Raw genomic sequence first — 15,376 nt, 5'->3', positions numbered from 1 at the left:
CGCGCGGTCGACCGGTGCGCGCTCCGGCGGCGCGGTGGGGCGGGGACCGCTGCCCGGATCGCCGCTCGAGCCCATGCCGGAACCTCTCCTCACCGCCGGGGGCGAACTGCCGATCTTGATCGAACACGGAACACCATCAATCGACAACAATGACCATGAACGCACGGACAGTCAACGCGGCCGAAAGGGGGCCCGCAAATCGGAGCAGCGACGTGGATCCGCCGGGCGCAGCGGGGTTACGTTGTTGGCCCGCTTCAGCTTTCCGGCGATGCTGCCGAGTCCAGGAGGGTGTGGACGTGACCGCTACCGAGATGTTCCTGACCGCGAGGGATTTCCTGCTGCGGCACCGGACGGACTACGACACCGCGCGGCGGGAGTTCCAGTGGCCGCGCCCCGCGGAGTTCAACTGGGCGCTGGACTGGTTCGACACCATCGGCACGCGGCGCGACGGCACCGCGCTGTGGATCGTCGAGGCCGACGGATCGGAGCGCAAGGTGTCGTTCCGGGCCATGACCCGGCGGTCGAACCAGGTGGCGAACTGGCTGCGCGGGCTCGGCGTGGCCCGCGGCGACCGGCTGGTGCTCATGCTGGGCAACCAGGTGGAGCTGTGGGAGACGATCCTGGCCGCGATGAAGCTCGGCGCGGTGATCATCCCGGCCACTCCGCTGCTGGGACCGGCCGACCTGCGCGACCGCATCGACCGCGGCCGCGCCAAGCACGTGGTCACCACCGCGGCCGATGCGCCGAAGTTCGCCGACGTGCCGGGCGACTACACCCGGATCGCGGTCGGCGGCGCGGTTCCGGGGTGGACGTCCTATGCGGACAGCGCCGAGGCCGCCGAGGAGTTCGCGCCGGACGGGCCCACCCGGGCCGACGACCCGATGCTGCTGTACTTCACCTCCGGCACCACCGCGCTGCCCAAGCTGGTGGCCCACACCCACACCTCCTACCCGGTCGGGCACCTGTCCACGATGTACTGGATCGGCCTGGAACCGGGCGACGTGCACCTCAACATCTCCTCGCCGGGCTGGGCGAAGCACGCCTGGAGCAACGTCTTCGCGCCGTGGAACGCCGAAGCGACGGTGTTCATCTACAACTACGAGCGCTTCGACGCAGCCGCGCTGCTGGCGCAGATGCAGCGGTGCGGGATCACCAGCTTCTGCGCCCCGCCGACGGTGTGGCGGATGCTGATCCAGGCCGACCTGACCACTCTGGACACCCCGCCGTCCAAAGTGGTCGGTGCGGGCGAGCCGCTGAACCCGGAGATCATCGAGCAGGTGCGCCGCGCCTGGCGGGTGACCATCCGCGACGGCTTCGGGCAGACCGAGACCAGCGTGCAGGTGGCCAACACGCCCGGGCAGGAGGTGCGGCCGGGCTCGATGGGACGGCCGCTGCCCGGGTTCGACGTCGAGCTGCTCGACCCGGTCACCGGTGAGCCGGCCGAGGAGGGCGAGATCTGCCTGGCGCTGCAGCCGCGGCCGGTGGGCCTGATGACCGGTTACGCCGATGACACCGAGCGCACCGCCGAGGTGATGCGCGGCGGTCACTACCACACCGGTGACGTCGGCTCCCGCGACGCCGACGGCTACATCACCTACGTGGGCCGCACCGATGACGTGTTCAAGGCCTCCGACTACCGGATCTCGCCGTTCGAGCTGGAGAGCGTGCTGCTGGAGCACGAGGCGGTCGCGGAGGCCGCGGTGGTGCCCGCGCCGGACGCCATCCGGCTGGCGGTGCCGAAGGCCTACGTGGTGCTCGCCGGGCAGCACGAGCCGAGCCGGGAGACCGCGCTGTCCATCCTGAAGTTCGCCCGCGAGCAGCTGGCGCCCTACAAGCGGGTGCGGCGGCTGGAGTTCTACGAGCTGCCCAAGACGATCTCGGGCAAGATCCGCCGGGTGGAGCTGCGCCACCGGGAGGACGAGCTGGCCGGCACCGACGGGCGGTCCGGGGAGTTCCGCGAGGAGGACTTCCCCGAGCTGAAGGGGTGACGTCGAGTGGCGCGCACCCCCGGTGCGTGCCACTCTTCGATGCGGCCCTCCGGTGGGTTCCGGTGGGCCGGGCGGGGGAGCGGACTGGGGGTGGTGCGGCGGGCGTGCGCCCGCTTGGCGGAAAGCGGTCGCGCCGCGCGGACGGACATCGTAACATCCTGGGTCCGCGTCGCGATGGAATCCTTGAAGAGGGAAGCGGTCAACCGCCGTGTCGCCTCATTTTCGAATTCTTAATCGACACGCGGGTTGCGAAGTATTCAGTTGCCGTGGTAAGCGGATAGGCGCGGATTGTACACAACTTCGTGACGATCTGCACGTGCCCAATCGTTACCCTCCGCGCAAATGGGCTGAATCGGCGCTGGTGGCAGCGCATTCATTCACCCAGGGTGACTTTTCGAATCACGCTATCATCGCATTCCGGTGATTAGCGTCACACGTTCGTACGCTTGCTTTGAGATCTCCTTCGCCTAGGTTAGTTAACCGACGCAGGAATTCCGCGTCAGCGCCGATCGGCAAAGATGCCGATCGAGTGCGATCGGCGTTGCGATTGCGGCCTTGAGCGTTTCTCGGCTGCCCGCGCCGGTCTGAGGTGTTGCCTTTTTCGCAGTGGCGACCCAGCACGGCCACGGACGAGCTCGGGTGTGGATTTTCGCGTGCTCGAGTTGTGTCCGGTGGTGCATGACCAACGTGAGTGGTGGGAGTGAAGCATGGCCAAGAGCGTGGACGACCTGGACTCCAGCGCAGGCACCGGAACTCCGGATACCGCCGATCTGGTGGCGCGCGAGGAGCAGGTGTTCGGCGAGAATCCGTTGGATGTGCGGGAGTCGGACCACTACACCCACGAGTACGTCGGCAGCTTCGTGGAGAAGTGGGACGAGCTCATCGACTGGAAGAAGCGCTACGAGAGCGAAGGCTCGTTCTTCATCGACCAGCTCAAGGCCCGCGGTGTTCGCTCGGTGCTCGACGTGGCCACCGGCACGGGTTTCCACTCGGTGCGGCTGCTGGAGGAGGGTTTCGACGCGGTCAGCGCCGACGGCAGCCCGCAGATGCTGGCCAAGGCCTTCAGCAACGGGCTGACCTACGGCGGCCACATCCTGCGCGTGGTGCACGCGGATTGGCGCTGGCTGAATCGTGACGTCCACGGTGAGTACGACGCGATCATCTGTCTGGGAAATTCGTTCACGCACCTGTTCTCCGAACGGGATCGGCGCAAAGCGCTCGCCGAGTTCTACGCGATGCTCAAGCACGACGGCGTGCTGATCATCGACCAGCGGAATTACGACTCCATTCTGGACGACGGATTTTCCTCGAAGCACACCTACTACTACGCCGGTGAGGACGTTTCCGCGGAACCGGATTACATCGACGAGGGTCTGGCCCGCTTCAAGTACACGTTCCCGGACAAATCTGAATTCTTCCTGAACATGTACCCGCTGCGGAAGAACTACGTCCGCAGGCTCATGCGCGAGGTCGGCTTCCAGCGGATCGACACCTACGGCGACTTCCAGGAGACCTACCACGACGCCGAACCGGACTTCTTCATCCACGTCGCGGAGAAGAAGTACCGGCCGGACGAGGAGCTCTCCGACGTCTACTCCACCGCGGTGCACACCGCCCGCGACTACTACAACTCGGCGGACGCCGACAACTTCTACTACCACGTGTGGGGCGGCAACGACATCCACGTCGGCATCTACGAGACGCCGGACGAGGACATCGACGCCGCGTCCCGCCGGACCGTGGAGCGGATGGCGGCCAAGGTCGAGATCACCCCGGACACCCGCATCCTCGACATCGGCTCCGGCTACGGCGGCGCGGCCCGGCACCTGGCCGCCACCTACGGCTGCAAGGTGTCCTGCCTGAACCTCAGCGAGGTGGAGAACGCCCGCAACGCGGAGTTCAACCGGGCCGCGGGCCTCGACGAGCTGATCGAGGTCAAGGACGGTTCTTTCGAGGACATCCCGTTCCAGGACAACGCCTTCGACATCGTCTGGTCGCAGGACGCGATCCTGCACAGCGGTGACCGCGAGCGGGTGCTGGAGGAGGTGACCCGCGTGCTCAAGCCCGGCGGTTCGTTCCTCTTCACCGACCCGATGGCCGCCGACGGCGCCCGGCTCAAGGACCTCGGCCCGATCCTGGACCGGCTCAGCCTGGACACCATGGGCTCGCCGGCCTTCTACCGCCGCGAGCTGGCCCGGCTCGGGCTGCAGACCTTCGACTTCGAGGACTTGACCCGCTTTCTGCCTATCCACTACGGGCGTGTGCTAGAGGTTCTGGAGAGCAAGGAGTCAGAGCTCTCCGACAAGATCAGTGACGAGTACCGGACCAGGATGAAGGCCGGTCTGAAGAACTGGGTCTCCGGTGGCGAAGCGGGCAACCTGGCCTGGGGCATCATCCACGCCCGGGCCTGAGACCCCCCGGTGCCGTAAATGGTCACCGCCGTACGCAAGGATCAATGCCGCAGCAGTGTGAGGTGAGGAGCAGTCGTGAGTGAGATCAACCGCAGGTTGTTCACCAGTGAATCGGTGACCGAGGGACACCCGGACAAGATCTGCGATGCGATCAGCGACGCCGTGTTGGACGCGTTGTTGGCCCAGGACCCCAGGTCGCGCGTGGCGGTCGAGACCCTGGTGACCACCGGACAGGTGCACGTCGCCGGTGAGGTGACCACCACTGCCTACGCCGACATCCCGACCATCGTCCGGGAGAAGATCCTGGAGATCGGCTACGACTCCTCCGCGAAGGGCTTCGACGGCGCGTCCTGCGGCGTCAACGTCGCGATCGGCTCGCAGTCGCCCGACATCGCGCAGGGCGTGGACACCGCGCACGAGGCGCGCGTCGAAGGTGCCGACGACGAGATCGACAAGCAGGGCGCCGGCGACCAGGGCCTGATGTTCGGCTACGCCTGCACCGACACCGACGAGCTCATGCCCCTGCCGATCGCGCTGGCGCACCGCCTGTCGCGGCGGCTGACCAAGGTCCGCAAGGACGGCGTGCTGCCGTACCTGCGCCCGGACGGCAAGACGCAGGTGACCATCGAGTACGCCGGTGACCAGGCCGTTCGGCTGGACACGGTGGTGCTCTCGACGCAGCACGCGGCGGACATCGACCTGGACTCGATGCTCGCGGTGGACATCAAGGACCAGGTGGTCGGGCCGGAGATCGGGCAGCTCGACATCGACACCTCCGACACGCGCCTGCTGGTCAACCCGACCGGCCGGTTCGTGGTCGGTGGTCCGATGGGCGACGCGGGCCTGACCGGCCGCAAGATCATCGTCGACACCTACGGCGGCATGGCCCGCCACGGCGGTGGCGCGTTCTCCGGCAAGGACCCGTCGAAGGTCGACCGCTCGGCGGCCTACGCGACGCGGTGGGTGGCCAAGAACGCCATCGCCGCCGGTCTGGCCAGCCGGATCGAGGTGCAGGTGGCGTACGCGATCGGCAAGGCGGCCCCGGTGGGCCTGTTCGTGGAGACCTTCGGCACCGAGAACGTCGACCCGGCCCGCATCCAGTCGGCGATCAACGAGGTCTTCGACCTGCGCCCGGCGGCGATCATCCGCGACCTGGACCTGCTGCGGCCGATCTACGCGCCGACCGCGGCGTACGGCCACTTCGGCCGCCCGGACCTCGACCTCCCCTGGGAGCGCACGGACCGGGCCGACGCGCTGAAGGCCGCGGCCAACATCTGATCTCCTCGTTCGGCGAAGGGCACCTCCGGCTCGGAGGTGCCCTTCGTGCGCTCCGGGCCGGAGGGCGTCGGTGCGGAGAAGCCGACCGGCAGTGGGCGGTTCGCGATTTCAATTGAAATCAGACGTCTGATTTCAATTGAAATCGCGCGATTACGCTGGGGGCGTGGGGTCGCTCGCGGACAGGTTCGTTCCGTACGGTCCGTCGCACTGGGCGCTCATGGCGTTGATCGTCGTCGGCGCCGTGGCCTTCGTCGCGGTCGGGCGGTGGCAGCGCGATCCGCGGACGTCGGAGCTGTTCGCGCGAACTCTCGCCGTGGTGATCCTGCTGTTCAACGTGCCGCTGCTGGTCTACCGGCAGCTGCCCGCGCAGTGGGACGTCGGCGAGTCGCTGCCGCTGCACCTGTGCGACCTCGCCTGGATGGTCGCCGCGCTCGCGCTGTGGACGCGGCAGCCGCCGGCCTGCGCGCTGGTCTACTACTGGGGCCTGACGCTGACCCCGCAGGCGCTGGTCACCCCGGCGTTCGACGCCCCGGACTTCCCGCACGTCGACTTCATCGAGTTCTGGGGGCAGCACCTGCTGGTCATCTGGACGGCGGCGTACCTGACCTGGGGCGTCGGGATCCGGCCGAGCTGGCGCGGTTACCGGTTCGCCGCGGCGGTGACGCTCGGCTGGGGCGCGGCGGTGCTGGCGTTCAACTCCTGGGCGGGCACCAACTACGGCTTCGTCAGCAGGAAGCCGGACAACCCGTCGCTGCTCGACCTGATGGGCGGCTGGCCCTGGTACCTGGGCGTGGCGGCGGCCGTCGGGCTGGCCGGCTGGGCGCTGCTGACCTGGCCGTGGGCCCGGCGGAGCGCTAGTCCGATCCCGAGCTGAAGCCCTGCTGGCGCCAGGCTTCGTAGACGGCGACCGCGGCCGAGTTGGCGAGGTTCATCGAGCGGATCCCGGGCAGCATCGGGATGCGGACCCGGAGCGTCACATCGGCGAGGACCTCGTCGGGCAGACCGGTGGACTCCGGGCCGAACAGCAGCACGTCGCCCGGCCGGTAGGCGACCGTCTCGTAGGAGCGCTCGGCCTTCGAGGTGAAGGCGATGACCCGCTGCGGCCGCAGCTCCTGCCACGCCGCGTCGAGGTCCGGGTGGACGTGCAGGGCGGCCCGGTCGTGGTAGTCGAGCCCGGCCCGGCGCAGCTTCGCGTCCTCCACGGAGAACCCGAGGGGTTCGATCAGGTGCAGGGCGCAGCCGGAGCCGGCCGCCATGCGGATCGCGTTGCCCGCGTTGCCGGGGATCTCCGGGTGGTAGAACACGACGTGAAACACCTGAAATCGTTTCACACCGGGGTCGCCGGTGGCATCCCGGGTGCTGAAAACCGTTGGTGCGGCAAGATCAACCGCTGTTATCCTGGCCGCGCCGGTCGAGAGGCGCTGCAACGGGCGTCGGCCCGCCACGCTCGATCGGCGCGAGCGTCGGAAAGGGTGCCTCATGTGATCGGAGGTGTCCTGTGCCGACCGGAATTCCGCGGACCGCAGCGAAGATCGCGACTCTGGTGAGCTACCCGGTGAAGGGCTGCGCCGGGATGCCCGCCCGGAGCTTCCCGCTGACCGAGGCCGGCCTGGCGCACGACCGGACCTTCATGGTCGTCGACGACGACGGTGCGTTCCGGACGCAGCGCCGGTGGCCCCGGCTCGCGCGGATCCAGCCGGTGATCAGCGGTGACCGGCTGGAGCTGAGCGCGCCCGGTGCCGGTTCGATCGGAGTGGACGTCGACGTGACCGGTCCGCGCCGGGACGTGCGTCTCTTCAACACCGGATACCGCGGGATCGACCAGGGCGATGCCGTCGCGGAGTGGCTCTCCGAGCTGCTCGGAGCCCGCAGCAGGTTGGTGCGGGTGCCGCCGGAGCACGACCGCGTCACCGACGGCGAGATCCCCGGAACATCCGGATATGCCGACAGCTCCGCGGTGCACGTCCTGTCGCGGTCCTCATTGGACCGGCTCGACGAGCGCGCGCCCCGCCCGGTGCCGGTGGACCGCTTCCGCCCCAACATCGTGATCGAGGGCTGGAGCGAGCCGCACACCGAGGACCGCGCCGGGCGCATCACGATCGGCGACGCGGTGCTGGGCTTCACCAAGCTCGCGATCCGCTGCGCGGTCACCACGGTCGACCAGGAGGCCGGGCTCCGCGACGGCCCGGAGCCCCTGCGCACGCTCGCCGGCTACCGCCGGATTCCGGACCAGGGCATCGCTTTCGGCGCGAAGTTCGCCGTCCTGCGCACCGGAACGCTCGCCGTCGGCGACCCGATCACGGTCGATACCTGGCGCTGAGGACGACACCCCGGGACAGGTCGATTCGTACGAAATCGGCCCTCGGCGGCCCGCGCGGAGCGGGGTCAGACCAGTCCGCCGGTGGCGCGGATGTTCTGGCCCGTCACCCAGTGCGCGTCGGGGCCGACGAGGAAGGCCACCACGTCGGCGATGTCCGCCGGCTTCCCGAGCCTGCCGAGGGGCGTCATGTGCTCGGTCGCGGCGATGGCCTCCGGGCCGATCGCGCCGCGCAGCAGGTCGGTGTCGGTGGGGCCGGGGGAGACCGCGTTGACGGTGATCCCGCGCGGACCGAGCTCCTTGGCCGCGACCTGCGTGAGCTGTTCGACGGCGGCCTTGCTCGCGGCGTAAGCGGATTCGCCCGGGCCGGCCCACGCGGTGCTCATCGAGGAGATGTTCACGATCCGCCCGCCGCTGCGCATCCGCCGCGCCGCGTGCTGCATCGCCAGGAAGATTCCCTTCGCGTTGACCGCCATGATCCGGTCGTACTCGGCCTCGGAGATGTCCAGGAACGGCGTGGTGCCCGGGATTCCGGCGTTGTTGACCAGGATGTCCAGCTCGCCCAGGTGTTCCTCGGCGGCGGCGAAGAGCCTTGCCACCTGGTCGGTTTCGCCCACGTCGACGAGTTCTGCCCGCGCTCCGGTGTCGGCGCTGAGCGCCTCGGCGGCGGCTTCGTCGCGGACGTGGCCGAACAGCACCTTCGCGCCTTCGGCGGTCAAGCGCTGCACGATCGCCCGCCCGATGCCGCGGGAGCCACCGGTGACGACTGCTGTTCTTCCGTGAAGTGCCATGCCGCGATCGTCCCGCCAGTTGTGGCCGTTTCCTGGCCGGAATTCGCGGCTGTGTCAGCCCCGGCGGGTCGACTCGCGGACGACCAGGCGCGGATCGGGATTGCTGATCACCTGCGGGACCTCGGTGCCCTTCAGGTTCGCCAGCAGGAGTTCGACCGCGCTCGCCGCCGCTTGGGCGAGGTTCAGGTCCACCGCGGTCAGGGTCGGGGTGCTGGTGCGGGCGCGCACACCGTCGTAGCGGGTGGCCACCCGCACGTCGTCGGGGATGCGCAGGCCGCGCTCGGCCACCGCGCGCACCGCGCCGAGCGCGAAGGCGTCCACCGCCGCGCAGATCGCGTCGACGTCGGGGTGCTTCTCCAGCAGCTCCGCGCAGGCTTCCCGACCGGTCTCCTCACCGCCGGACTCGTCGGCTTCCACGACCAGCGGCGGCATGTCGTGCTCCCGGGCGAACCGCGCGTAGACCTCCGCCAGGTCCACGTACCAGCTGCGGTGCCCGCTGCCCATCAGCAGCGCGATGCGGCGGGCGCCCTGCTCGCGCAGGTGCTCCAGCAGCAGGCGCCCGACCCGCGGCGCGCGCAGGTCGACGTGCGGCAGGTCCATGCCCTGCTGCGGGCCGATCGTCACGATCGGCACTCCGCGGGACTGCAGGCGCTTGGTCGTCGGGTCGTCCTGGTCCGGCTCGATCACGATCGCGCCGTCGATGTCCAGCGCGTCCAGCGGCGGATCGGTGTCCAGCGGCGGCACGACGACCAGCGCGAAGCCGCTGAGCATCGCGGTCTCGGCCGCCGCTGCGGCGACCTCCATGAAGAAGCCGAGCTTGGACGGCCCGCCCGCCACCGCTACCGGCATCGACGACACCAGGCCGATGGTCCGCGACTGGCCGCTGCGCAGTCGCTGCGCGCGCAGGCTCGGGCGGTAGCCGAGTTCGGCGGCGGCCTGGACCACCCGCTCGCGCGTGCGCGGGTCGACCTTGCCGATCCCGTTGAGCGCGTGCGACACGGTCGTGCGCGACACCCCGGCCGCCCGCGCGACGTCGGCGATCGTCGGCCGGATCGGTCCCACAGTTCCGCCTCTCCGAGATTCACAGTGGTGGTTGCGCTTCGGGGTCGATCTTACGTTTTGGGGTTTTCTTGCGGCTGGGTTGCGTCACGTCCCCTGATGTGCGGTTGAGCGGGACTGTGGTTGGCATCGCGTTTGCTCCGCGCTCGGCCATGTCATAGCACCCCAACGCGCCCACGGGCTACCACCTGCGGGAAATGCGCCCGCCTAGGGGGTGTCGCGGCGGAGGAGGTCTTCCTCGGTCTCGCGGCGGACCCAGAGCTCGGCCGCTCCGTCGTCCAGGGCCAGCACCGGAGGTCGGGGGACCAGGTTGTAGGTCGAGGCCATCGAGTGGTGGTAGGCACCGGTGCACGGGACCGCCAGGAGGTCTCCGGCGCGGATGTCGGACGGCAGGTGAGCGTCGGGGATCAGCACGTCACCGGCCTCGCAGTGGCGTCCGACCACGTGCATCGAGCGCTTCTGCGCACTGCTGAACCGGCCCACCAGGCGCGCGGTGTAGCGCGCGCCGTACAACTCCGCGCGCGGGTTGTCGCTGAAGCCGCCGTCCACTGCCACGAACGTCCGGGTGCTGCTGTGCTTCACGGTCACCACCCGGTACAGCGTCAGCCCGGCCCGGGCCGCGATCGCCCGGCCCGGCTCCAGCGTCAGGCGCGGAGGCAGGAGGCCGTGCTTGCGGCACTCGTCGCTCAGCACGCGCGGGATGCGGGCGGCGAAGGAGCGCAGGTCGAACGCGGCATCGCCGGGGCAGTAGGCCACCGCGTGCCCGCCACCCAGGTTGAGCTGCGGCAGCGCGACACCGTGGCGCACCGCGATCTCGGCGAGGAAGGCCACCAGCCGCCGCACCGCCTCCTCGTAGGCGGAGATGTCGGTGATCTGCGAGCCGAGGTGGCAGTGCAGGCCCACCAGCCGCAGCTCGGGGCGGGCGAGCACCCGCGCCACGGCCACCGCGGCCTGCCCGCCGGCCAGCGACGTGCCGAACTTCTGGTCCTCGGTCCCGGTGGCCACCGCCCGGTGGGTCCGGCCGTCGACGCCGGGCGTGACCCGGATCAGGACGTCCTGCGCTCCGCTCAGCCGGTCGATCTCCGCGAGCGAGTCGACCACGACCCGGCCCACCCCGGCGCGCGCCGCCGCGCGCAGCTCCGCATCGGTCTTCGCGTTGCCGTGCAACAAGATCCGCTCGGCGGGGAAGCCGGCGGACAGCGCGGTGGCGAGCTCCCCGCCCGAGCAGACGTCCAGCGACAGGCCTTCCTCGGCGATCAGCCGGGCCATCCGCCTGCACAGGAACGCCTTGCCCGCGTAGGCGATCTCCGCGTCCAGCGCGCGGTATGCGCGGCATCGGGCGCGCAGCGTCGGCAGGTCCAGCACGTAGCCGGGCGTGCCGAAGCGGTCGGCGAGCTCGGTCAGCGAGACGCCGCTCACCACCAGATCGCCGGAAGGCATCGCCACCGCCGCGTCGGGCCAGATCTCGGCGGGCAGCTTCTCCGGCAGGCTCCGGCGGTAGGTGGGCAGCAATTCGGCCAGGGTCACAGTTCCGCCTCTCCGCGATCCACTGTTCCGCCTCTCCGCGATTCACAGTCGTGGTCGCGTTCGGGGTTGATCTCGAGTTTTCGGGGTTTCTTGTGGCTGGTTCGCGTCACGGTCCCCTGAGATGCGGTTGAGCAGGACTGGGGTTGGTATCTGGTTGCTCGTGGCTGGGTTGGAGTCGGTTCGGTCATGCTTCCTCCTCGCCGGTGCTCTCAGGAGTACGCCGGTCCGGGTGGGCGGTGGGGCTTCCGAGCGCCGTCCTGATGGTGGTTGTGCGTGTCCTGACGTGCTGTTGATGGGCGGTCCTGGGCTTCTGGTAGAGAAGAGGCATGGCAGGTGCACAACCCCGGAAGCGGAAGGGGGCGACGGAAGAGCGGACCGCGGCGGCGCACCGACCGGTGGCCCGCGTGCTGGTCGACGTCCCGCTGCCGGTGCACCTGGACCGCCCGTTCGACTACCTCGTCCCCGACCGGCTCGACGCCGACGCGGTGCCCGGCTGCCGGGTGCGGGTGCGCTTCCGGGGCAAGCTGGTCGACGGCTACCTGCTGGAGCGCAACGAGACCACCGACTTCCAGGGCACCCTGTCCTGGGTCGAGCGGGTGCCGTCGGCCGAGCCGGTGCTGACCCCGGAGCTGCTGGAGATGGCCCGCGCGGTGGCCACCCGCTACGGCGGCATGCTCGCCGACGTGGTGCGCCTGGCCATTCCGCCGCGGCACGCGGGAGCGGAGAAGAAGGCCCCGCGCGAGCCCGGCCCGCCCCCGGCCCGCCCCGGCACCGACGGCTGGGCCCGCTACCAGCACGGCCAGTCCTTTTTGGACGCCCTGCACGCCGGCCGCTCGGCGCGGGCGGTCTGGCAGGCGCTGCCCGGCGAGGACTGGCCGGCCCGCCTGGCCGAAGCCGCCGCGACCGCCGCATCAGCCGGGCGCGGAGCGCTGATCGTCGTCCCGGACCACCGCGACCTGCAACGCGTGCACGACGCCTGCGCCGGTCTGGTCGGCGACGAGGTCGTCGCGCTGGCCGCCGAACTCGCGCCCGCCGAGCGCTACCGGCGCTGGCTGTCGGTCCTGCGCGGTGCGTCGCGAGTGGTGGTCGGGACGCGTGCGGCGATGTTCGCCCCGGTGCACGACCTGGGCTTCGCGGCGGTGTGGGACGACGGCGACGACCTGCACAGCTATCCCCAGGTGCCCTACCCGCACACCCGCGACGTGCTCACCCAGCGCGCGCACGTGGCAGGAGCCGCGCTGATCGTCGGCGGGTTCGCCCGCACCGCCGAAGCCGCACTGCTCGCCGAGTCGGGCTGGGCGCACGAACTTGTCGCGCACCGCACGGAGGTGCGAGCGGCGGCGCCGCGAGTGACCGCCATCGGCGAGGACGACACCCAGCTGGCCCGCGACCCGGCGGCGCGCGCAGCGCGGTTGCCGTCGGTGGGCTTCGAAGCGGCGCGAGCCGCGCTGGGCGCGGGAGCGCCGGTGCTGGTGCAGGTGCCGCGGCGCGGCTACGTGCCGGCGCTCGCGTGCGGCGACTGCCGCGAGCGGGCGCGGTGCCGGCGCTGCGCCGGGCCGCTGGCGCTGCCGGGAGGCAGCGAAGGCGGCGCGCCGAAGCCGGCGGCGTGCAGCTGGTGCGGAGCCGCGGAAGCGGCGTTCAAGTGCGGCAACTGCGGGTCGCGGCGGCTCCGGGCGATCGCCGTCGGCGCCGGCCGCACGGCTGAGGAGCTGGGGCGGGCCTTCAGCAACGTGACGGTGCGGACCTCCGGGGCCGGGGAGGTGCTGGCGACGGTTCCGGCCAAGCCCGCGCTGATCGTGTGCACGCCGGGAGCCGAGCCGGTGGCCGAGGGCGGCTACGGCGCGGCGCTGCTGCTGGACGGGCGGACGCTGTTGGCCCGGCCCGAGCTGCGCGCGGCCGAGACGACGCTGCGGTTGTGGTTCGACGCGGCTGCCTTGGTGCGCCCGGCCCGGGAAGGTGGGCGGGTGGTCGTCATGGCCGAGTCCTCGTTGCAGCCGGTGCAGGCGCTGGTGCGGTGGGATCCGGCCTGGTTCGCCTCGCTGGAGCTGGCCGAGCGAGCCGAGCTCGGCTTCCCCCCGGCGCGCCGGGTCGCGGCCGTCGACGGGACTCCGGAGGCCATCGAGGCGCTGCTGGACTCCGCGGACCTGCCGGATTCGGCGGAGATCCTCGGCCCGGTGCCGCTCGGCGAGGTCGACGAGGACGGCAACTCCGAGCGGGAACGCCTGATCGTGCGCGTCGACCGCGCCGAAGGCCGCGCTCTGGCGAGTTCGCTGCACGCGGCCCAAGCGATCCGCGCGGCCCGCAAGGCGGCCGAGCTCCAAGTCCGCCTCGACCCGCTGGAAATGCTCTGACGGAGCCGGAGCGGCTCGCCGGTCACGACGCGGGCAAGAGCTGCCTGCGCTTCCGCGGGGTCGACTCGATCGACTTCGACCTCGTCCGCGACCTGCGGAAGGCGACGGCCGCGACCTGCGGCAGCACCTGCTGAACCGGCGGCGTGCCCCGGAGACGAGGCACGCCGCCGCGGACATCAGACCCCGAAGGCCGCCGGGTACCGGATGGTGCCGGTGAGCGCGGGGCGCTGCGGGTCGAGGGTGAGTGCCATCATCGCCTCGTCGGGCACCTCGAACGGCGCGCGGATGCCCAGCCGCGACGCGGGGACGAACCCGAACCGCGGGTAGTAGTCGGCGTGCCCGAGGACCACGACGGTGTTCTCACCCAGGGCGCGCGCCGCTTCGAGCGCCGCCCGGATCGCCGCCGAACCGGCGCCTTTGCGCTGGTAGGCGGGCAGCACCGCGCACGGGGCGAGGGCCAGGGCGGGTGCACCGCCGATGTGGCAGCGGGTGAGCAGGGCGTGCCCGACGATGCTGCCGTCCTCGGCCTCGGTGACGAAGGAGAGCCCGTCGATCCACGCGTCCTGGTCGGCGCGCAGCGCCTCGACGAGGTCGGCTTCCTCGGCGGTGGGGAAGGCGGCGAGGTTGACCTCGCGGATCGCCCGCAGATCGGCGGCGGTCTCCGGTCGGGTGGTCCAGCTCATGCGGTGCTTTCCGTTCTCGTGCTCGGGACGCAGGACGTATCCGGCGTACTGGTACTCGGTGCCGTGCTCGCGGCGCAGCGCGATCTCCGCGCGCCCCGCCGCGACCGCTTCGCGCATGCCCGGCCGGTCCAGATCGGCCTCGGCGATGCGCGCTTCGAGCGGGTTGTAGTACTCGTCCCACCAGTCGCTGTCGGGCAGCGGCCAGTGGTGGGTGGTGCGGTAACCGGCCGCGCGGGCCGCCTCGACGTTCGCGGCGTGATCGCGGAGCTGGTACGCCGCGTCCCAGAAGGACCGCGCCGGTGCTGACGGGGTGCGCGCCCATTCGATCTCGGTGACGACGATGGCGCCACCGGGAGCGAGGAGCCGGCGCCAGAGCCGCAGCGCCGTGTCGAACCCGATGTTGTAGACCGAGCCCTCCGCCCAGATCAGGTCGAAGGTGTTGTCGGGGAAGGGGAGTTCGGCCATGGACAGCGGGAGCGCGGTGATCCGGTCGGACAGCCCGCGGTCAGCCGCCGCCTGCTCGAGTTCGGCCAGGAAGGGCTGGTGGAGATCCACGGCGGTCACGTGACCGCCGGTCTCCTCGGCCAGCACCAGGGCGGAGCGGCCCGGTCCGCACCCGGCGTCCAGGACGCGGGGACGGGCGGGCAGCGGCCCGGCCTGCCGCAGCAGGTGCCGGGTGGTGGCGTCGGAGCCGGCGCTCTGCCGCGGCAGGCCGCGGTGCAGGGCGAAGAACGCTTCAAGGATGTGGGACAACTTGGAGACCCTTGTTCGAGGGGCCCCGGAATGCGCTCAGCACGACTCGCCGCGCGAAGCGGGGAGGGAGAAGGAGATCAGACCGGGACCCGGGATGTGAGGATGATCCGGGCACTGCGCGTGGCAGCGGCCTCCGCGGCAATCATCAACTCACCTCCCAGTTCGCGAGCGGTCTTCCGACACGGTAGCAGACCGGGGCCGCGCGGCGGAAAACCGGT

The 15,376-nt window shown here is 70.8% G+C and carries 11 protein-coding genes; 6 read left to right on the top strand and 5 right to left on the bottom strand.

Features of this window, described 5'->3' with window-relative positions:
• Positions 1-311: 311 nt before the first annotated feature.
• The 4 genes from C4T78_RS01910 to C4T78_RS01895 all read left to right on the top strand — a co-directional run bounded on the left by C4T78_RS01910 (position 312) and on the right by C4T78_RS01895 (position 6,551).
• On the top strand, positions 312-1,988 hold the full coding sequence (locus tag C4T78_RS01910) for an AMP-binding protein (RefSeq protein WP_093348621.1): 1,677 nt from the start codon (positions 312-314) through the stop codon (positions 1,986-1,988).
• A gap of 707 nt (positions 1,989-2,695) precedes the next feature.
• Positions 2,696-4,399, top strand: coding sequence for a glycine/sarcosine N-methyltransferase (locus tag C4T78_RS01905; RefSeq protein WP_093347928.1), 1,704 nt, complete (start codon positions 2,696-2,698; stop codon positions 4,397-4,399).
• 75 nt (positions 4,400-4,474) lie between these two features.
• Positions 4,475-5,677: a methionine adenosyltransferase gene (gene metK / locus C4T78_RS01900; protein WP_181138252.1), complete on the top strand. Its 1,203-nt coding sequence runs from the start codon at positions 4,475-4,477 to the stop codon at positions 5,675-5,677.
• A gap of 163 nt (positions 5,678-5,840) precedes the next feature.
• A complete protein-coding gene (locus C4T78_RS01895; protein WP_258958311.1) occupies positions 5,841-6,551 on the top strand; it encodes a YwaF family protein in 711 nt (236 codons plus the stop codon).
• Here C4T78_RS01895 and C4T78_RS01890 read toward each other — a convergent pair.
• Positions 6,532-6,993 (bottom strand): tRNA (cytidine(34)-2'-O)-methyltransferase, encoded by a 462-nt coding sequence (locus tag C4T78_RS01890; RefSeq protein WP_093345811.1) that lies wholly within the window; start codon positions 6,991-6,993, stop codon positions 6,532-6,534. The two genes, C4T78_RS01895 and C4T78_RS01890, sit on opposite strands and share 20 nt — an antisense overlap.
• A 194-nt stretch (positions 6,994-7,187) precedes the next feature.
• On the opposite strand from C4T78_RS01890, the gene C4T78_RS01885 reads away from it, so the two are divergent.
• Complete coding sequence (locus tag C4T78_RS01885) at positions 7,188-7,997, top strand: MOSC domain-containing protein (RefSeq protein WP_258958334.1); 810 nt, start codon at positions 7,188-7,190, stop codon at positions 7,995-7,997.
• 65 nt (positions 7,998-8,062) lie between these two features.
• Here C4T78_RS01885 and C4T78_RS01880 read toward each other — a convergent pair whose 3' ends face one another.
• The 3 genes from C4T78_RS01880 to lysA all read right to left on the bottom strand — a co-directional run bounded on the left by C4T78_RS01880 (position 8,063) and on the right by lysA (position 11,371).
• The gene (locus tag C4T78_RS01880; protein ID WP_093345813.1) at positions 8,063-8,785 is read right to left on the bottom strand and encodes an SDR family oxidoreductase; all 723 of its coding nucleotides are present in this window, start codon (positions 8,783-8,785) and stop codon (positions 8,063-8,065) included.
• Positions 8,786-8,839: 54 nt separating this feature from the next.
• Complete coding sequence (locus tag C4T78_RS01875) at positions 8,840-9,847, bottom strand: LacI family DNA-binding transcriptional regulator (RefSeq protein WP_093345815.1); 1,008 nt, start codon at positions 9,845-9,847, stop codon at positions 8,840-8,842.
• Positions 9,848-10,051: 204 nt separating this feature from the next.
• A complete protein-coding gene (gene lysA, locus C4T78_RS01870) occupies positions 10,052-11,371 on the bottom strand; it encodes a diaminopimelate decarboxylase (protein ID WP_177247370.1) in 1,320 nt (439 codons plus the stop codon).
• 326 nt (positions 11,372-11,697) lie between these two features.
• Here lysA and C4T78_RS01865 point away from each other — a divergent pair, with 326 nt between their 5' ends.
• Positions 11,698-13,722: a primosomal protein N' gene (locus tag C4T78_RS01865; RefSeq protein WP_177247371.1), complete on the top strand. Its 2,025-nt coding sequence runs from the start codon at positions 11,698-11,700 to the stop codon at positions 13,720-13,722.
• 176 nt (positions 13,723-13,898) lie between these two features.
• Here C4T78_RS01865 and C4T78_RS37255 read toward each other — a convergent pair whose 3' ends face one another.
• Positions 13,899-15,158 (bottom strand): bifunctional class I SAM-dependent methyltransferase/N-acetyltransferase, encoded by a 1,260-nt coding sequence (locus C4T78_RS37255; protein ID WP_093345820.1) that lies wholly within the window; start codon positions 15,156-15,158, stop codon positions 13,899-13,901.
• Positions 15,159-15,376: the final 218 nt, after the last annotated feature.

It is taken from the genome of Saccharopolyspora kobensis (genome assembly GCF_900108315.1).
Taxonomy (GTDB): domain Bacteria; phylum Actinomycetota; class Actinomycetes; order Mycobacteriales; family Pseudonocardiaceae; genus Saccharopolyspora; species Saccharopolyspora kobensis.
The sequence above is the reverse complement of the archived record's forward strand: the minus strand, read 5'-3'. Positions and strand labels throughout refer to the sequence as shown.

Excerpts from the sequence above, each read along its gene's own strand:
- C4T78_RS01910 (WP_093348621.1), top strand. The coding sequence starts at position 312 with ATGTTCCTGACCGCGAGGGATTTCCTGCTGCGGCACCGGACGGACTAC.
- C4T78_RS01905 (WP_093347928.1), top strand. The coding sequence starts at position 2,696 with ATGGCCAAGAGCGTGGACGACCTGGACTCCAGCGCAGGCACCGGAACT.
- C4T78_RS01880 (WP_093345813.1), bottom strand. The coding sequence starts at position 8,785 with ATGGCACTTCACGGAAGAACAGCAGTCGTCACCGGTGGCTCCCGCGGC.
- C4T78_RS01865 (WP_177247371.1), top strand. The coding sequence starts at position 11,698 with ATGGCAGGTGCACAACCCCGGAAGCGGAAGGGGGCGACGGAAGAGCGG.